At 62.3% G+C, this 14,802-nt stretch carries 15 protein-coding genes; 7 read left to right on the top strand and 8 right to left on the bottom strand.

The window, feature by feature from the left end; genetic code table 11:
* Positions 1 to 238 precede the first annotated feature (238 nt).
* From ACF8O8_RS18925 to ACF8O8_RS18895, 7 genes are all read left to right on the top strand, one after another.
* Positions 239 to 1,045 carry an NAD(P)-dependent oxidoreductase gene (locus ACF8O8_RS18925; RefSeq protein ID WP_010952325.1) on the top strand — a complete coding sequence of 269 codons (807 nt, stop codon included), beginning with the start codon at positions 239 to 241 and terminating at the stop codon, positions 1,043 to 1,045.
* 22 nt (positions 1,046 to 1,067) lie between these two features.
* Positions 1,068 to 1,949, top strand: coding sequence for an SMP-30/gluconolactonase/LRE family protein (locus ACF8O8_RS18920; protein WP_392510252.1), 882 nt, complete (start codon positions 1,068 to 1,070; stop codon positions 1,947 to 1,949).
* Positions 1,950 to 2,013: 64 nt separating this feature from the next.
* Positions 2,014 to 2,985 (top strand): TRAP transporter substrate-binding protein, encoded by a 972-nt coding sequence (locus ACF8O8_RS18915; RefSeq protein WP_010952323.1) that lies wholly within the window; start codon positions 2,014 to 2,016, stop codon positions 2,983 to 2,985.
* 66 nt (positions 2,986 to 3,051) lie between these two features.
* Positions 3,052 to 3,579, top strand: coding sequence for a TRAP transporter small permease (locus ACF8O8_RS18910; RefSeq protein WP_003254832.1), 528 nt, complete (start codon positions 3,052 to 3,054; stop codon positions 3,577 to 3,579).
* Positions 3,580 to 4,860, top strand: a complete 1,281-nt coding sequence (locus tag ACF8O8_RS18905; RefSeq protein ID WP_010952322.1) for a TRAP transporter large permease — start codon at positions 3,580 to 3,582, stop codon at positions 4,858 to 4,860.
* Positions 4,861 to 4,914: 54 nt separating this feature from the next.
* Positions 4,915 to 5,838 carry an EamA family transporter gene (locus tag ACF8O8_RS18900; protein ID WP_010952321.1) on the top strand — a complete coding sequence of 308 codons (924 nt, stop codon included), beginning with the start codon at positions 4,915 to 4,917 and terminating at the stop codon, positions 5,836 to 5,838.
* A 24-nt stretch (positions 5,839 to 5,862) separates the two neighbouring features.
* The gene (locus ACF8O8_RS18895; RefSeq protein ID WP_392510251.1) at positions 5,863 to 6,732 is read left to right on the top strand and encodes an aldose 1-epimerase; all 870 of its coding nucleotides are present in this window, start codon (positions 5,863 to 5,865) and stop codon (positions 6,730 to 6,732) included.
* 72 nt (positions 6,733 to 6,804) lie between these two features.
* On the opposite strand, the gene ACF8O8_RS18890 is transcribed toward ACF8O8_RS18895, so the two are convergent.
* The 8 genes from ACF8O8_RS18890 to ACF8O8_RS18855 all read right to left on the bottom strand — a co-directional run.
* Positions 6,805 to 7,701, bottom strand: coding sequence for a LysR family transcriptional regulator (locus ACF8O8_RS18890; RefSeq protein WP_010952319.1), 897 nt, complete (start codon positions 7,699 to 7,701; stop codon positions 6,805 to 6,807).
* A 108-nt stretch (positions 7,702 to 7,809) separates the two neighbouring features.
* The gene (locus ACF8O8_RS18885; protein ID WP_392510250.1) at positions 7,810 to 9,846 is read right to left on the bottom strand and encodes a pyridoxamine 5'-phosphate oxidase family protein; all 2,037 of its coding nucleotides are present in this window, start codon (positions 9,844 to 9,846) and stop codon (positions 7,810 to 7,812) included.
* A 27-nt stretch (positions 9,847 to 9,873) separates the two neighbouring features.
* Positions 9,874 to 10,503: a glutathione S-transferase family protein gene (locus ACF8O8_RS18880; RefSeq protein WP_010952317.1), complete on the bottom strand. Its 630-nt coding sequence runs from the start codon at positions 10,501 to 10,503 to the stop codon at positions 9,874 to 9,876.
* A gap of 169 nt (positions 10,504 to 10,672) precedes the next feature.
* Complete coding sequence (locus tag ACF8O8_RS18875; RefSeq protein WP_392510249.1) at positions 10,673 to 11,224, bottom strand: UPF0149 family protein; 552 nt, start codon at positions 11,222 to 11,224, stop codon at positions 10,673 to 10,675.
* A 91-nt stretch (positions 11,225 to 11,315) separates the two neighbouring features.
* A complete protein-coding gene (locus ACF8O8_RS18870) occupies positions 11,316 to 12,305 on the bottom strand; it encodes an asparaginase (RefSeq protein WP_392510248.1) in 990 nt (329 codons plus the stop codon).
* Positions 12,302 to 13,456, bottom strand: a complete 1,155-nt coding sequence (locus ACF8O8_RS18865) for a hypothetical protein (RefSeq protein ID WP_392510247.1) — start codon at positions 13,454 to 13,456, stop codon at positions 12,302 to 12,304. Before ACF8O8_RS18865 ends, ACF8O8_RS18870 begins: the two co-directional genes overlap by 4 nt.
* A gap of 10 nt (positions 13,457 to 13,466) precedes the next feature.
* A complete protein-coding gene (locus ACF8O8_RS18860) occupies positions 13,467 to 14,363 on the bottom strand; it encodes a nitrilase family protein (RefSeq protein ID WP_392510246.1) in 897 nt (298 codons plus the stop codon).
* 349 nt (positions 14,364 to 14,712) lie between these two features.
* Positions 14,713 to 14,802, bottom strand: a 90-nt coding sequence (locus ACF8O8_RS18855) for a hypothetical protein (RefSeq protein ID WP_232856785.1), incomplete at its 5' end; no start/stop codon positions are given.

The following is a 14,802-nucleotide window of genomic DNA, read 5'->3' as shown; positions in this document are numbered from 1 at the left end:
TTTACCCGCGAATACGGTGGCGGCGGCAACGGTGAACGGCGGGTGGAAATTGGCCAGCAGGCCTGGCCCTTTCGCGGGTAAACCCGCTCCTACGGGCGACCGCGCAGGCCTTTCGCATTTCTTACCCGCGAAAAGGCCGGCAAAAGCCGCCCAAGCCTCATTGACAACACACAGAACCACCGCCAATAATCACCCAAGTCATACGACAACCTACAACAACTAACAACAAGAGCCGGCCATGACCACTACCCCCTTCAATCGCCTGCTGCTCACCGGAGCCGCAGGCGGCCTGGGCAAGGTCCTTCGCGAACGCCTGAAAGGCTACGCCGAGGTCCTGCGCCTGTCTGACATCAGCCCCATGGCCCCGGCCGCGGGCCCGCATGAAGAAGTCATTACCTGTGACCTGGCCGACAAGGCTGCGGTGCATACCCTGGTCGAGGGCGTAGACGCCATCATCCACTTTGGCGGGGTTTCTACCGAACACGCCTTCGAAGAGATTCTCGGCCCCAATATCTGCGGCGTGTTCCACGTGTACGAGGCGGCGCGCAAGCACGGGGTCAAGCGCATCATCTTCGCCAGCTCCAACCACACCATCGGTTTCTATCGCCAGGATGAGCGCATCGACGCTCACGCGCCGCGCCGGCCCGACAGCTATTACGGGCTGTCCAAGTGCTACGGCGAAGATGTGGCCAGCTTCTACTTTGACCGCTACGGCATCGAGACCGTCAGCATTCGCATCGGCTCGTCGTTCCCGCAGCCACAGAACCTGCGCATGCTCTGCACCTGGCTCAGTTACGACGACCTGGTGCAGTTAATCGAACGCGGGCTGTTCACCCCCGGGGTTGGCCACACCATCGTCTACGGCGCCTCCGACAATCGCACCGTGTGGTGGGACAACCGCCATGCCGCGCACCTGGGCTATGTACCCAAGGACAGCTCCGAAACCTTCCGCGCAGCCGTGGAGGCCCAACCGGCACCCGCCGCCGATGACCCGAGCATGGTCTACCAGGGCGGCGCTTTCGCCGTGGCCGGCCCGTTCAACTGACCCCACGCCAGGAGGCACGGCCATGAACTGCGAACTGATCGTCGACGCCCGCAACGGTACCGGCGAAAGCCCTGTGTGGCACCCCGGTGAACAGGCCCTGTACTGGGTAGACATTCCCGCTCGCCAATTGCATCGCTGGCAAGCGGCCGATGGCAAACACCAGTGCTGGCAGGGCGACGAGATGCTGGCCTGCATCGCCCGCAGCGGTCAGGGCTGGGTTGCGGGCATGGAAAGCGGCATTTTCCAGCTCCAGGCCAAGGCGGACGGCAGCCTGGACAGCCGGCTGCTCAGCAACGTGCAGCACGCCCAGGCCGGCATGCGCTTCAACGATGGCCGCTGCGACCGTCAGGGCCGCTTCTGGGCCGGGACCATGCTGCTGGACATGCAGCAAGGCGCCCATGTGGGTGCGCTGTACCGGCATAACGGCGAAGGCCACCTGCACCTGCAGCAGGACGGCATGATCGTGCCCAATGGCCTGGCGTTCAGCCCCGACGGCGAGCGCATGTACCTGTCCGACTCGCACCCGAACGTGCAGAAGGTATGGGCTTTCGACTACGACACCGACAGCGGCACACCGCACGGCAAGCACCTGTTCGTCGACATGCGCAACTACCCCGGCCGCCCGGATGGCGCCGCCATCGACCAGGACGGCTGCTACTGGATCTGCGGCAACGACGCCGGGCAGATCCACCGTTTTACCCCCGAAGGTCGCCTCGACCGATCACTCAGCGTGCCGGTGAAAAAGCCGGCAATGTGCGCCTTTGGCGGCGCCAGCCTGGACATTCTGTACGTCACCTCGATCCGCCCCACGGGCATCGACCTCAGCGACCAGCCCCTGGCTGGCGGGGTATTTGCCCTCGACCCTGGCACCAAGGGCCTGGAGGAACCTGCCTACCGGGGCTGACGCGCCGTGCCACACCCACACTTGCACCCACGAAACCAGATAATAAAAACCACGGAGTTTCATCATGACGTTCAAACGCAAGCTGCTTCTTGCCGTACTCCCGTTCGCCTTCAGCGTGGCCATGCCCGCCTCGGCACTGGACATCAAGTTCGCCGAGATTCACCCGGCCGGGTACCCGACCGTGGTCGCCGAACAGAACATGGGTAAAAAGCTGGAAGACGCCAGCAATGGCGAAATCACCTTCAAGATGTTCGCCGGCGGCGTTCTGGGTTCTGAGAAGGAAGTGATCGAACAGGCACAGATCGGTGCCGTGCAGATGACCCGTGTCAGCTTGGGGATCGTCGGCCCGGTGGTGCCGGACGTGAACGTATTCAACATGCCGTTCGTGTTCCGCGACCATGATCACATGCGCAAGATCATCGACGGCGAGATCGGCCAGGAAATCCTCGACAAGATCACCAATTCCGATTTCAACCTGGTGGCCCTGGCCTGGATGGATGGCGGCTCGCGCAGCATCTACACGAAAAAGCCGGTGCGCAGCCTGGAAGACCTCAAGGGCATGAAGATTCGCGTACAGGGCAACCCGCTGTTCATCGACATGATGAACGCCATGGGCGGCAACGGCATCGCCATGGACACCGGGGAAATCTTCAGCGCCCTGCAGACTGGCGTGATCGATGGCGCCGAAAACAATCCGCCCACGCTGCTTGAGCACAACCACTTCCAGAGCGCCAAGTACTACACACTCACGGGTCACCTGATCCTCCCGGAGCCGGTAGTGATGTCCAAGACCACCTGGAACAAGCTCAGCCCCGAGCAGCAGGCGCTGGTGAAGAAGGTTGCGCGTGAAGCACAGATGGAAGAGCGCGCGCTGTGGGACGCCAAGTCTGCCGCCAGCGAAGAGAAGCTCAAGGCCGCCGGTGTCGAGTTCATTACCGTCGACAAGAAGCCGTTCTACGACGCCACGGCTTCGGTACGCGAAAAATACGGCGCGCAGTACGCCGACCTGATGAAGCGTATCGACGCCGTCCAGTAACAGCCGCCCTTGCCCAATCGACCTCGGCAGTGCGGCGCCCGCCGCCCTGCCGCTTTGGTGATGCCTATGAAATCGCTTTTCCTGAGCGTGAACGACACGCTGTACCGCAGTTGCATCTGGATCGCGGGCCTGTCGATCCTGGCCATGACGCTGATCATCCCGTGGGGCATCTTCGCCCGCTACGTGCTGGGCACCGGCTCCAGCTGGCCAGAACCAGTCTCTATCCTTCTGATGGTGGTATTCACCTTCGTTGGTGCCGCCGCCAGCTATCGCGCCGGGGCGCATATGGCGGTTGGGATGATTACCGACCGGTTGCCGCCGCTGCAGCGCCAGCTGGTCGCCCTGCTGGTTCAACTGCTGATGATCGTGGTGTGCGTGTTCATGACCTATTACGGCACCCGGCTGTGCATCACCACCTGGAACCAGTCGCTGGCCTCGCTGCCCGGCGTGCGGGTCGGCATGACCTACGCGCCGATCCCGGTCGGCGGCGTACTGACGCTGGTGTTCGTGCTGGAAAAACTCCTGCTGGGCGATCAGAGCAACCGCAAGGTCGTGCGCTTTGATCTGGTCGAAGAAAACGAAGGAGCTGCGTAAATGGAAGCGTTCATTCTGTTGGGCAGTTTCATCGTGCTGATTCTGATCGGCATGCCGGTAGCCTACGCCCTGGGCCTGTCGGCACTGATCGGCGCCTGGTGGATCGACATCCCGCTGCAGGCGATGATGATCCAGGTGGCCAGTGGTGTTAACAAGTTCTCGCTGCTGGCCATTCCATTCTTCGTGCTGGCCGGCGCGATCATGGCCGAAGGCGGCATGTCGCGGCGGCTGGTGGCCTTTGCCGGGGTGCTGGTGGGCTTCGTGCGTGGCGGGCTGTCGCTGGTCAACATCATGGCCTCGACCTTCTTCGGTGCGATCTCCGGCTCGTCGGTAGCCGATACCGCCTCGGTGGGCTCGGTGCTGATCCCGGAGATGGAGCGCAAAGGCTACCCGCGTGAATTTTCCACCGCCGTGACCGTCAGTGGCTCGGTGCAGGCGCTGCTGACCCCGCCCAGCCACAACTCGGTGCTGTACTCGCTGGCGGCGGGCGGCACGGTATCCATTGCCTCGCTGTTCATGGCGGGTATCATGCCCGGGTTGCTTCTGAGCGCAGTGATGATGGGCCTGTGCCTGATCTTCGCGAAGAAGCGCAACTACCCCAAAGGTGAAGTCATCCCGCTGCGCGAGGCGCTGAAAATTGCCGGTGAGGCGCTGTGGGGCCTGATGGCCATGGTCATCATTCTCGGCGGTATCCTGTCGGGGGTGTTCACCGCGACCGAATCGGCAGCCGTGGCGGTGGTGTGGTCATTCTTCGTGACCATGTTCATCTACCGCGACTACAAGTGGCGCGACCTGCCCAAGCTGATGCACCGCACAGTACGGACCATCTCCATCGTGATGATCCTGATCGGCTTTGCCGCCAGCTTCGGCTACGTGATGACGCTGATGCAGATCCCGTCGAAGATCACCACCGCGTTCCTGACCCTGTCGGACAACCGCTACGTGATCCTGATGTGCATCAACTTCATGCTGATGCTGCTGGGCACGGTGATGGACATGGCGCCGCTGATCCTGATTCTTACCCCGATCCTGCTGCCGGTGATTACCGGTATCGGCGTGGACCCGGTGCACTTCGGCATGATCATGCTGGTGAACCTGGGGATCGGGCTGATAACGCCACCAGTGGGCGCCGTGCTGTTCGTGGGCTCGGCCATTGGCAAGGTGAGTATCGAGTCGACGGTGAAGGCGCTGATGCCGTTCTACCTGGCGCTGTTCCTGGTGCTGATGGCAGTGACTTACATTCCAGCGATCTCGCTGTGGCTGCCTAGCGTGGTGCTGTAATTATGACCGGGGGCCGCTTGGCGGCCCCTGGGCTCTTGCAAATGGATCCTGCACATGGCTGTTCCCTCCTCGGCTGTACCGCTTTTCCCACGCAAACTAGCCATCGCCCTGCTCGCCCTCCTGGCCTGTTCATTCGCTGGCAACCACATCGCCGCGCGCATCGCCTTCGATGACGGCACCGGCGTGCTGCTGGCGATTCTCTGCCGCTCAGGCATCACGTTCCTGGTACTGGCCGGGCTGCTGCTGTGGCAACGCCAGGCCCTGGCCCTGCCCGCCGGTGCGCGCCGGTGGCAGCTGCTGCTCGGCCTGCTGATTGCCACCCAGAGCCTGTGCCTGTACTCGGCGGTGGCGCGTATTCCAGTGGCTTTGGCGCTGCTGGTGGGCAACACCTTCCCGATGCTGCTGGCGCTGCTCACCTGGGCGCTGGGCGGCGCACGCCCCACGGGCCGCACCGTGCTGTTCATGGGCCTGATCCTGTGCGGCCTGGTGCTGGCGCTGGATGTGCCGGCACGCCTGGCCGACAGCGGTGCGGCCAACCCGCACTGGGTGCCAGGGGTCAGCCTGGCCTTCGGCGCCGCCTGTGCCTTTGCCTGCGCCTTGTGGATCACCGACCATAAACTGGCCAGCGTGCGCGGCCCCGTGCGCAGCCTGCTGACTTTGCTGATCGTGTTCTCCAGCATGCTGGTTGCAGGCGCAAGCGGCGTGATGCCTTCCGGTTTGTCATTGCCAGGCAGCAGCGGTGGCTGGGCGGCCTTGGCCAGCCTTGTAGTGCTGTATGGCTTGGCCTTCACCTTGCTGTTTGTTTGTGTGCCAAGGCTGAACATGGCGCAGAACGCACCCGTGATGAACGTCGAACCCATCGCCACGCTACTGCTGGGCTGGGCCTTGCTCGATCAGCAACTCGGTACCCTGCAATTACTCGGCGGCGCGGTGGTGGTGTGCGGCATCGTGCTGCTCACCTACCGTCGGGCCAATTGATCGTTCATTTAAATGGAGCCTTGAATGCCTGCGACCGAACTGCACCTGCAGGACCGCCTGACCCGCCTGAGCCTGGCTCCGGAGTTGGGCGCCAGCCTGGTCAACTGGGAAGTGAAAGCGACCGGGCAAGCGCTGCTGCGCCATTCCGACCTGGCCGCCCTGGAAAGTGGTACGCCACGACGCCTCGCCTGCTACCCACTGGCGCCTTGGTCCAACCGCATTGGCGAGGGTGGCTTTGCCCGACCCGAGGGGTGGCAGGCACTGGCACCCAATACCGGGCATGACCCTTACCCGATCCATGGCAGTGCCTGGCAGCAGGCCTGGCAGGTGGAGCATCACAGTGAACGGCGAGCAAGGCTGACACTAGACAGTGCTGTGCCATTTGCTTACCGGGCCACGCTGGATGTGCATCTGCATGAGGGGTGCCTGAACCTGGACCTGCATGTAACCCATCTGGATGAGTCGGCCAACTGGTACGGGTTGGGGTTGCACCCCTACTTTCCGCGGTATCCCGATACCAAGTTGTACGCATCGGCACGCAAAGTGTGGCTGGCCGAGGATGGGCGGTTGCCGTCGTACCAGGCCGAGGTGCCCGAACAATGGCGCTTCAATGCCATGGGACGTTTACCCGAGACAGTGGTTGATCACGCCTTCAGTGGCTGGCCAGGCGAGTGCGTGATCGAACATCCCAGCGCGGGTTATCGATTGGCGTGCAGTGCCAATGGGGCCGAACACTTCTTGCTGTACTGCCCGCAGGGGCAAGGTTTTTTCTGCTTTGAACCTGTTAGCCACCCCATCAATGCGCACCACCTGCCAGGGCGACCCGGGTTGCGGTTGCTGCACCGGGGGGAGGCAATGAACCTGGGGTTCAGGATGCAGTATCGGGCGTTGTGAGCGGGTTGCCTGAGAAAGGGCCGCCACGATATCGAACATTGTCTGACATCCTTTTCGACCCGCTGTAAGACCTTAATCCAGCTGCTGATCGCGCAATCCTTGCGCCAGCATGTCGATAAAGGCCCTGACCTTGGCCGAGCCGTACTTGCTTTCGCGGTGCAGCACATGAATGGGCCAGGGCGCCTCTTCGTACTCGGCCAGCAGCACCTGCAACTGCCCGCTGGCCAGTTCGTCTGCCACCTGGTACGACAGCAGCCGGGCAATCCCCAGCCCGCCGCTGGCAGCTGCGATTGCCCCGTCATTGCTGGTGACCGTCAGCCGCGGCTTCATGCGCACCAAGGTCGGCTCGTCGGTCACTCCGAAGCGCCAACCCGCACGCGGCGACAGGTTGGTGGTGCCGATTATCGCATGCCCGGCCAGGTCCGACGGGTGCTTCGGCACACCATGGCGCGCCAGGTAGTCGGGCGAGGCACACAACATGCGCCGCACCCTGCCCACCCGCAGCGCCTTCAACCCGGAGTCGGGCAACGGTCCGATGCGCACGGCCACGTCCATGCCCTCCTCGACCATGTTTACCACGCGGTCGAGAAAGAACGCGGAAACATCGACTTCCGGGTACTGCTGCAGGTAACGGACGATGCACGGCATGACGAACTTCTTGCCGAACAGGATCGGCGCGGTCACCGCCAGGTCGCCCCTGGGAGTCGCGTTGATGCCGGCAGCGGCCTCATTGGCCTCGTGGATACTGGCGAGGATGTGCCGGGTGTCTTCCAGATAGCGGCCGCCGGCCTCGGTCAAACGCACGCTGCGTGTTGTGCGCAGCAACAGCTTGACCCCGAGCTGCTCTTCAAGGGCGCTGACGGCGCGGGTGACGGCGGCCGGGGAAATGTCCAGACGGCGGGCCGCAGCGGCGAAGCTTTCCAGCTCGCCGACGGCGACGAATACCTTCATCAGGTGGATCTGGTCCATGCGGGCTCCTGAAGGTTAAGAGGCGTGGGGATTATCTTTCATCTGGATGCCTGGTGTTAGCTGTGCCGGCGTCTTCACGGGCAAGCCCGCACCTGCGACTGGCTTGAATCAGACATCCAGCACCAACGCCTGCATCCCCTCCTCCACCTTCGCTGGCACAGCACAACAGATCAGCACCGATCCTGCCTCCGGCAACTCTGCCGGCGGATTCGGATAATGCACCTGGCCGCTTACCAGCCGGGTCTTGCAGGTACCACACGAACCACCCCGGCAACTGAACTCCGGGGCCAGCCCACGCGCCTCGGCCAGTTCCAGCAAGGTGCCGCTACCGGGTACCCAGCGAGCCTCCTTGGCCGACGCGGCAAAATACACCGGCACCGGTTCGTCGGCGGCAGGCGGCTGTTGCAGGATTGGCTGGTCTGCGTCGGTGTGCCGTCGCAGCGTCGACGGGCCAAACGCTTCGGCGTGAATCCGCGCATCCGGCACATGCACCCCACGCAGCCCTTCGTAAAGCTGCTGGGTGAAGCTGCCCGGGCCACACAGGTAGAAATCGTAGTCGTCCAACGCCAGCGTTGCCTTGACCTGTTCGATACCCAACCGGCCGGCAAACTCGTAATCACGACCGACCTGCGCGTGCCCTTCAGGCTGGCTCAGTGCGCGGTGTACCTGCAGTAGATCGCCAGCCTGTTGCCGCAAGGCCGCCAGTTCCTGCTGGAACGGCAAGTCGGCCAGGCTGCGTGCGCCATGGAACAGATGAATGCGCCGGGCCTGCCCTGTCCTCAACTGCTGGCGCAGCATGGCCAGCAACGGCGTGATGCCCACGCCCGCGCCGATCAGCACCAACGGGCGCGTGCTTTGCTGGTCAAGCGTGAAGCTGCCCATCGGCGGGCGCACATTCAGCACATCGCCGGCCACAACGCGCTCATGCAGATACCGCGAAGCCGGGCCCTGGGCTTTGACGCTGATGCGCAAGAATCCATCGTCGGGGGCACTTGAAAGGCTGTAGGTGCGGATCAGCGCTGACTCGCCATCACGCGGCACTTGCACAGGCAGATGCTGGCCAGGGGCAAAGGCCACACGGCAGCCTGCCGGTGGTTCGAGATAGAACGAGCGGATGTCGCGGCTTTCCTGCTCCACCCGCAGCACCCGCCAGGCCAGCCATTGGCGCTGTTGTTGCCGCTGCTCCAGGCGCGCATCGGCCTCGGCCCAGGTACCAGTCATCAGACTGGTCGGCGCGTACTCCTTGAAAGCCCAGCGCAGGGCAACGGCTGCCGGACGCCACACCACCTTCTCGACCTGCAGTGTCCATAACCGCTCAGCGCCTTCAAAGGCCTGGATGGCCGGGCTGTCCAGCAGCACCTCGGCACGCCCGTACAGTTGCAACACATTGCCATTTTTGAAGTCGATGAACAGCAAGCCGGCCCGCGGGTTGACCACCAGGTTGCCCAAGGTGTTGAAATGCAGATTGCCAGCATAGTCGGGAATCGTGAGCCGATTGCCTTCGACCTTGATGAACCCTGGCCGGCCACCACGGTGGGAGACATCCACCGAGCGCTGGCCGTCAGCATGCTCGACATAGCTGGCGACGAAGAAGGTATCGGCCGCCTGGATCATGCTGACGGTTGAAGTATCCAGTGTTGTCGCATCGATGCGCCCGAGGGCGGGTTCGGTGACGCGGGTGTAGTCACGCAACTGGATGTACTGCGGGCAGTTGCCAAACGCCTGCTCTACGGCCACTTGCAGTTGCCCTTGGGCAGCGTGGCGGATCTGCCCGTTGATGCGATTGCGCCGACGGGTGTGCAGTTCGATCCCCAGCAGGCCGACCGCCTGCCCGGCTGCCAACCCGGGGGTGGCGGGGTCATCTGCTGGCAACGTGGTGTGGATCTTCAGCATACGAGGGTCAGGCGAGCTTACGAACCCTTCTGGCCCTTCCAGCAGCGTGGCCCAAGGCCGACCCTGGGCATCCACACTGGCGGCGACCATGAACGGTAACTGGTGATAGAACGTTCGGTGCTGGTCGGGCATGTGGTCACGAATGACCTTTTGCCCGAACGCCTCCATGCGTTCTGCTACACCGACCTTTTCCTGCAGGGTCTTTTCACCCGCATGCCAGGGCGAGGGGCGGTGATCAGGAGATTGTTGCATGGCGGCGTTCCTCGCGATGGCGGGGTTTCAGGCGTGGGTTTGCAGCCCGATCACGGTGCGCGGCATGGGGACGAAACGCGGCAGCGCCTCGATCCGCGCCAGCCAGTTGCGCACATTGGCATAGGGCTCCAGCGACACGTTGCCTTCGGGGGCGTGAGCGATGTACGAGTAGTTGGCAATGTCCGCTATGGTGGGTGTGCTACCCGTCAGGAATGGCGTGTTGGCCAACTCGGCATCGATCACCTTGAGCAAGGTGTGGGCGCGGGAAATCACTTCGTCGGTATTGAACGAAGCCCCGAACACCGTGACCAGGCGGGCGGCTGCCGGGCCAAACGCCAGCGGGCCTGCGGCGACCGATAGCCAGCGTTGCACCCGGGCGGCGGCGGCAGGTTCTTCGGGCAGCCAGGTACCGTTGTCATACTTTTTGGCCAGGTAGACGAGGATGGCGTTGGAGTCGGCAATCACGGTGCCGTTGTCATCGATGACTGGAACCTGGCCGAATGGGTTGAGGGCGAGGAAGTCCGGCTGCTTGTGCGCGCCTTTGGCCAGATCGACGAACACCAGCTCGGTGGGCAGGTTCAGTAGCGAGAGCATCAACTCGATGCGATGGGCGTGGCCAGACTTGGGGAAGTTGTAGAGCTTGATCGGGTTCGACATGGGCTTGGCTCCTGGTCAGCGCCGGGATGGGGCTGATGGAGCACATGCTGCACTGGATCGGCTGGTAGCAGAATCAGTGCGCAGGGGAAACCATAATTTCGCTGGGCGGAATAATGGTTTCCAAACACTTGCACTGGCGCCTGCAGGTGAGCGCTAGCCAACGATCCGATCAGTGCAGTTTTTTGAAATGTCGGTACAGCCCACGCGCAGCCTCGACCACCTGCGGCACACAGGCCTGGATATCCTCATCGCTCATCTGGTCCAGCAGCTCGAAATTATCCTCCAGCCCATGTAGCGAAATGGCCTTGAGCAGCGGGTCCTGCTCCGGTGGCAACTCGCCCCAACCGGCCACCTGGGTACCGCGCATGTAGCCGAAACACCACTCCTCCATCACGATCACAGTGCCCTGCTCGCCTTCGCGTTCCTCGAACAGCGGCTCGAACTGGTCGACATCATTGCTCAGTTCTTCTGCCACCTGGCTGGCATAACGCAGCATCAATGCCGTGTAGGCCTCCTCATGGGCGGGTTTCTTGAACTTCGGTACCTTGCCACCCGCCACCGCCGGCAGCCATTGCTCCGGGAGGACAGTGACCGGCGAACTGGCCAGTGCGACGAAAAAGCCATTGAGCTCGGCCAGGTTCAGCACCGAGTAGTCGTTGCCATAGGTGATCAGCAGGTCTTCAAGGCGGTCGAGTTCTTTTTCGCTGAGTACGGGGAGCATGGGTAAGAATCCTGGGAAGCAAAAGTGTGTGCACCCTAGCACAGCAACGCCGGAAGGGCTGCCCGCGCGAACACCCGCGCGGGCAGATGGTTCAGGACTGCAACCAGTCCTGCAGCTCATGTTGCCGGTCGGTGCCTATCAGCAGCCACAGCAAGATGCGGCATTTGCGCGGGCAGAGTTGCCCAGCCATGTAGACGCCTTTTTTCTGCAGGTCGATCTCTGCACCAGCAAACCCGTAGGTTGCCCGGGCTGTAAGCCCCCTACCTGTGCGCGTAGCAACCATGACCGGCAAGGTGGGCGCCAGGTGTTCCAGCACTTCGGACCAACTGGCGGAAACATGCCCAGCACCGAAACCGGCGATGACCAACCCCTCATAACCCAATGTGGCCACAGCCTGCAGCAGCGCCGTGTCTGCGTCCAGGCAGGCTTCCAGCAGGGCAACGCGCTGGTCGGTGCGATAGGGTAACGGCAACACTTTCCGTCGCCCGGGCGGATGGCGATACAACACAACACCCTCCACAACGTCGCCCAACGGGCCACATCCGGGCGACTCGAATGCCGCCATCGCCAGGCTGGCCGTCTTGCGAACCCTTGCCGCGCAGTGGACCTGATCATTCATGACCACAAGCACACCTCGCCCACGGCTGTCTTGTGCCAATGCAACCTGAGCCGCAGCCAACAAGTTGGCCGGCCCATCATTGCCCGGCTGACTCGCCGAGCGCATGGCACCGGTCATCACCAATGGCACATCGAATGGCCAGAGCAGATCCAGGAAATAGGCCGTTTCTTCAAGGCTGTCGGTCCCTTGGCTCAATACCAAGGCCTGAGCCCCGCGCTCCACCTCGCCCCGGGCCCATGCCAGCACCTCCAGCAACGTCGCGAAGCCCAGCGATGCACTGGGGAGCAGGCACAATGAAGCAACGTTCAACTGCGCCATTTCGCGCAATTGTGGAACCTGAAGCAGTTGCCGCTCACAATCCAGGCTTGGCGTCACACCATCCCCGACAGCACCGGCCCGCATACTGACCGTGCCACCCAGAGTGGCGATCGACAGCCTGGGCAGGCTCGAATGTTCACTCATGCTTCTCCCCCCACAAGCAACCCGACTACCGGCACGATGCCAAGCGTGCAGATGGCCATCGACACCACATTGCCGATGTAGCCATGCACATAGGCCGGCAACCGCTGAGTGATCGCCACTGCCAGCGGCGGAGCCACCAGGGCACCCAGCACTGCACTGGCCACCACCACTTGCCAGCTGCCGCCATGTGTCAACACCGCGGCCGGGACGATCGACACAATCGGAATGTAGGTAGGGTACCACCCACGGGCTTTCCACTGTCCACGCCAGAGTACAACCCCGACCAGGGATGCCAGGGCCTGCCCGGCCACCATCTGCATCACCAGCATAGAACCGTAGGACAGTGCAGCCGGGCTCAACAGGTATGCCAGCAACACACCCAGCAATAGCCCGAGGCTGGCCAGCTCATTACCAAAGAATGGGGCTTCGCTGAAGTCGCCCAGAACGCGCCGCAAAGTCCAGACCACACCGTAGTCAGGCTGATTGACAACCGGCGCCACGACGGTGGGTTCACCGCATTGGCGTACCCATGAAGGAAAGCGCTTGCACAGGATGAAGGCCACGACGCTTGCCACAGCCATGCCACTCACATTGCCCACTACCACTGGCAACTGCAGGGGATAACACAGGTAATTGACCATCAGCAGGCTGGCCGGTGTTACCAGTAGTGCCCCCAGTAGCGCCCCTGTGATCGTCACCCGCCAGCCCGCACCAAAAAGCAAGACCATGGCTGCCGGCAATGACACGAAGGCAACGAAGGTGGGTTGCCAGGTGCCACTGGCCAAGGTCCATCCCCACAACACATGGCTAAGCAGCAAGCCCAAAAGCGAGCTGGTAAACACCCATGGCCATAATCCGCTGCCATAGCAGATGGCAAAGCCCTGCCAGCGGTACCCTCGCACCTGCGCCCAGTGCGCCAGGCACGCGCCCAGCAGCAAGCCCAGCGCGGGTAGTTCGTGCTTGTAGAATGCCACTTCACTGATATCACCAACAATCCAGCGCAAGCGGCTGAGCGGCTCATCAAGCGTCGCCACCCTCTGTGCATAATCCAGCCATTGGCCATGGCCAAGGCTTGCAGCGAGAAACACCAGCAGGCAGCCGAAGATCAACACAAGCCAATACTGCTGTCGTGATAAGAAGAGCGTGTTCATTCGCAACTCCTCAACGTGGCATAGGTGCATGCAAGCGATAGCCAAGGGTGACATCGTAGAGGTCGGTGCGCCGGTCTCTTGGTAGGTCGTTGAGGCTGTTCCAGATCGGTGCCGAGCGTGCACTGCTCAAATCGACATCGGCATAGATGATCTCCTCGGCTTCTGCACTGCCCACCTCGCCGATCGGCCAGCCATTGGTACCGGCGATCAGCGAGCAGCCCAGGAAGCGCCCGCCCCGCTCGCTGCCGACACGGTTCGCGGCGGCGATATAAACGTTGTTGACATGCGCTGCCGTCATGGTCAGGTACGAGGCCATGCAGCGCCCTGCATCATCGAACAAAGGCGGCGGGGTCCATACCCAGTTGTTGAGGCTGCAGATGATGTCGGCACCTTGTGCGGCCATCACCCGTGGTACTTCCGGGAACCAGATGTCCCAGCAGATCAGCAGGCCGATACGGCCGATAGGCGTCTCGAATACCGGGAACCCCAGGTCACCGGGGGTGAACCAAAGCTTTTCCTGGTTCCACAGATGCGCTTTGCGGTAATGCCCAAGCAGGCCTTCGGGGCCAAACAGGACAGCACTGTCGTAGAGCTTCAGCCCGTCGCGTTCTGCAAACCCCGCAGCCAGGTATACCTGGTATTGCCTGGCGAAGTCGGCCCAGGTTTTCAGGCAAGGGCCGTCCTGCAGCACCTGCGCATGGGAATAGGCTTCGGCACGGGAGTTGAAGGTGTAGCCCGTGTTGGCCAGTTCAGGCAGTACGATCAGGTTGGCACCTTCGCGTGCTGCGCGCCGGGCCAATGCCAGGCCTCTGCTCACGTTGCTCTCACAGTGTTCAAGACCGACCTGAGGGTCGTACTGGATGACAGCGATACGTACGGGGCTGACGGGAGAACAGGATTCAGACATGGCGGCTTCCTTCTTGTGGTTGTTTTGGAAGGACGCCAGTAAAGCGATGTTGGGTCAGGGAGCGACAGTCAGGAGAGTCCTATGGAACCAAAGGAAAATCACACAACGGCGGTAGGACTCCCCCTACAAAATGCCTCGTACGCCGTTGGCAGCGAAGGGTCGATGGCCAGATCGGCAGGATGGTTGTGTGTTGAACCAATAGTCATGATCTCGTGTTCTCCATGAGTAGAGAACCTGAGAATGATCAATTGCAAGAGGCGTGAAGTGGTTGCTATGTAGCACCTGCCGGCACCTACAGGATCGTGTGATACCTGTGGGTGCCGGCTTACTGCGATAAGGTCGTTAGGCCTTACACCGCCAGCGCGCGCTCACGCAGCTCGCTGTTGAGGATGCGGTCGTTCTCGCTGTAATCGACCGGGCAGTCGATCACGTGCACACC

Origin of the sequence: Pseudomonas sp. TYF_14 (genome assembly GCF_043105275.1) — a bacterium.
GTDB lineage: Bacteria > Pseudomonadota > Gammaproteobacteria > Pseudomonadales > Pseudomonadaceae > Aquipseudomonas > Aquipseudomonas alloputida.
The sequence above is the reverse complement of the archived record's forward strand: the minus strand, read 5'-3'. Positions and strand labels throughout refer to the sequence as shown.

Coding starts and splice junctions, on each gene's coding strand:
- ACF8O8_RS18925 (WP_010952325.1), top strand. CDS start 239: ATGACCACTACCCCCTTCAATCGCCTGCTGCTCACCGGAGCCGCAGGC.
- ACF8O8_RS18920 (WP_392510252.1), top strand. CDS start 1,068: ATGAACTGCGAACTGATCGTCGACGCCCGCAACGGTACCGGCGAAAGC.
- ACF8O8_RS18915 (WP_010952323.1), top strand. CDS start 2,014: ATGACGTTCAAACGCAAGCTGCTTCTTGCCGTACTCCCGTTCGCCTTC.
- ACF8O8_RS18910 (WP_003254832.1), top strand. CDS start 3,052: ATGAAATCGCTTTTCCTGAGCGTGAACGACACGCTGTACCGCAGTTGC.
- ACF8O8_RS18905 (WP_010952322.1), top strand. CDS start 3,580: ATGGAAGCGTTCATTCTGTTGGGCAGTTTCATCGTGCTGATTCTGATC.
- ACF8O8_RS18900 (WP_010952321.1), top strand. CDS start 4,915: ATGGCTGTTCCCTCCTCGGCTGTACCGCTTTTCCCACGCAAACTAGCC.
- ACF8O8_RS18895 (WP_392510251.1), top strand. CDS start 5,863: ATGCCTGCGACCGAACTGCACCTGCAGGACCGCCTGACCCGCCTGAGC.
- ACF8O8_RS18890 (WP_010952319.1), bottom strand. CDS start 7,701: ATGGACCAGATCCACCTGATGAAGGTATTCGTCGCCGTCGGCGAGCTG.
- ACF8O8_RS18885 (WP_392510250.1), bottom strand. CDS start 9,846: ATGCAACAATCTCCTGATCACCGCCCCTCGCCCTGGCATGCGGGTGAA.
- ACF8O8_RS18880 (WP_010952317.1), bottom strand. CDS start 10,503: ATGTCGAACCCGATCAAGCTCTACAACTTCCCCAAGTCTGGCCACGCC.
- ACF8O8_RS18875 (WP_392510249.1), bottom strand. CDS start 11,224: ATGCTCCCCGTACTCAGCGAAAAAGAACTCGACCGCCTTGAAGACCTG.
- ACF8O8_RS18870 (WP_392510248.1), bottom strand. CDS start 12,305: ATGAGTGAACATTCGAGCCTGCCCAGGCTGTCGATCGCCACTCTGGGT.
- ACF8O8_RS18865 (WP_392510247.1), bottom strand. CDS start 13,456: ATGAACACGCTCTTCTTATCACGACAGCAGTATTGGCTTGTGTTGATC.
- ACF8O8_RS18860 (WP_392510246.1), bottom strand. CDS start 14,363: ATGTCTGAATCCTGTTCTCCCGTCAGCCCCGTACGTATCGCTGTCATC.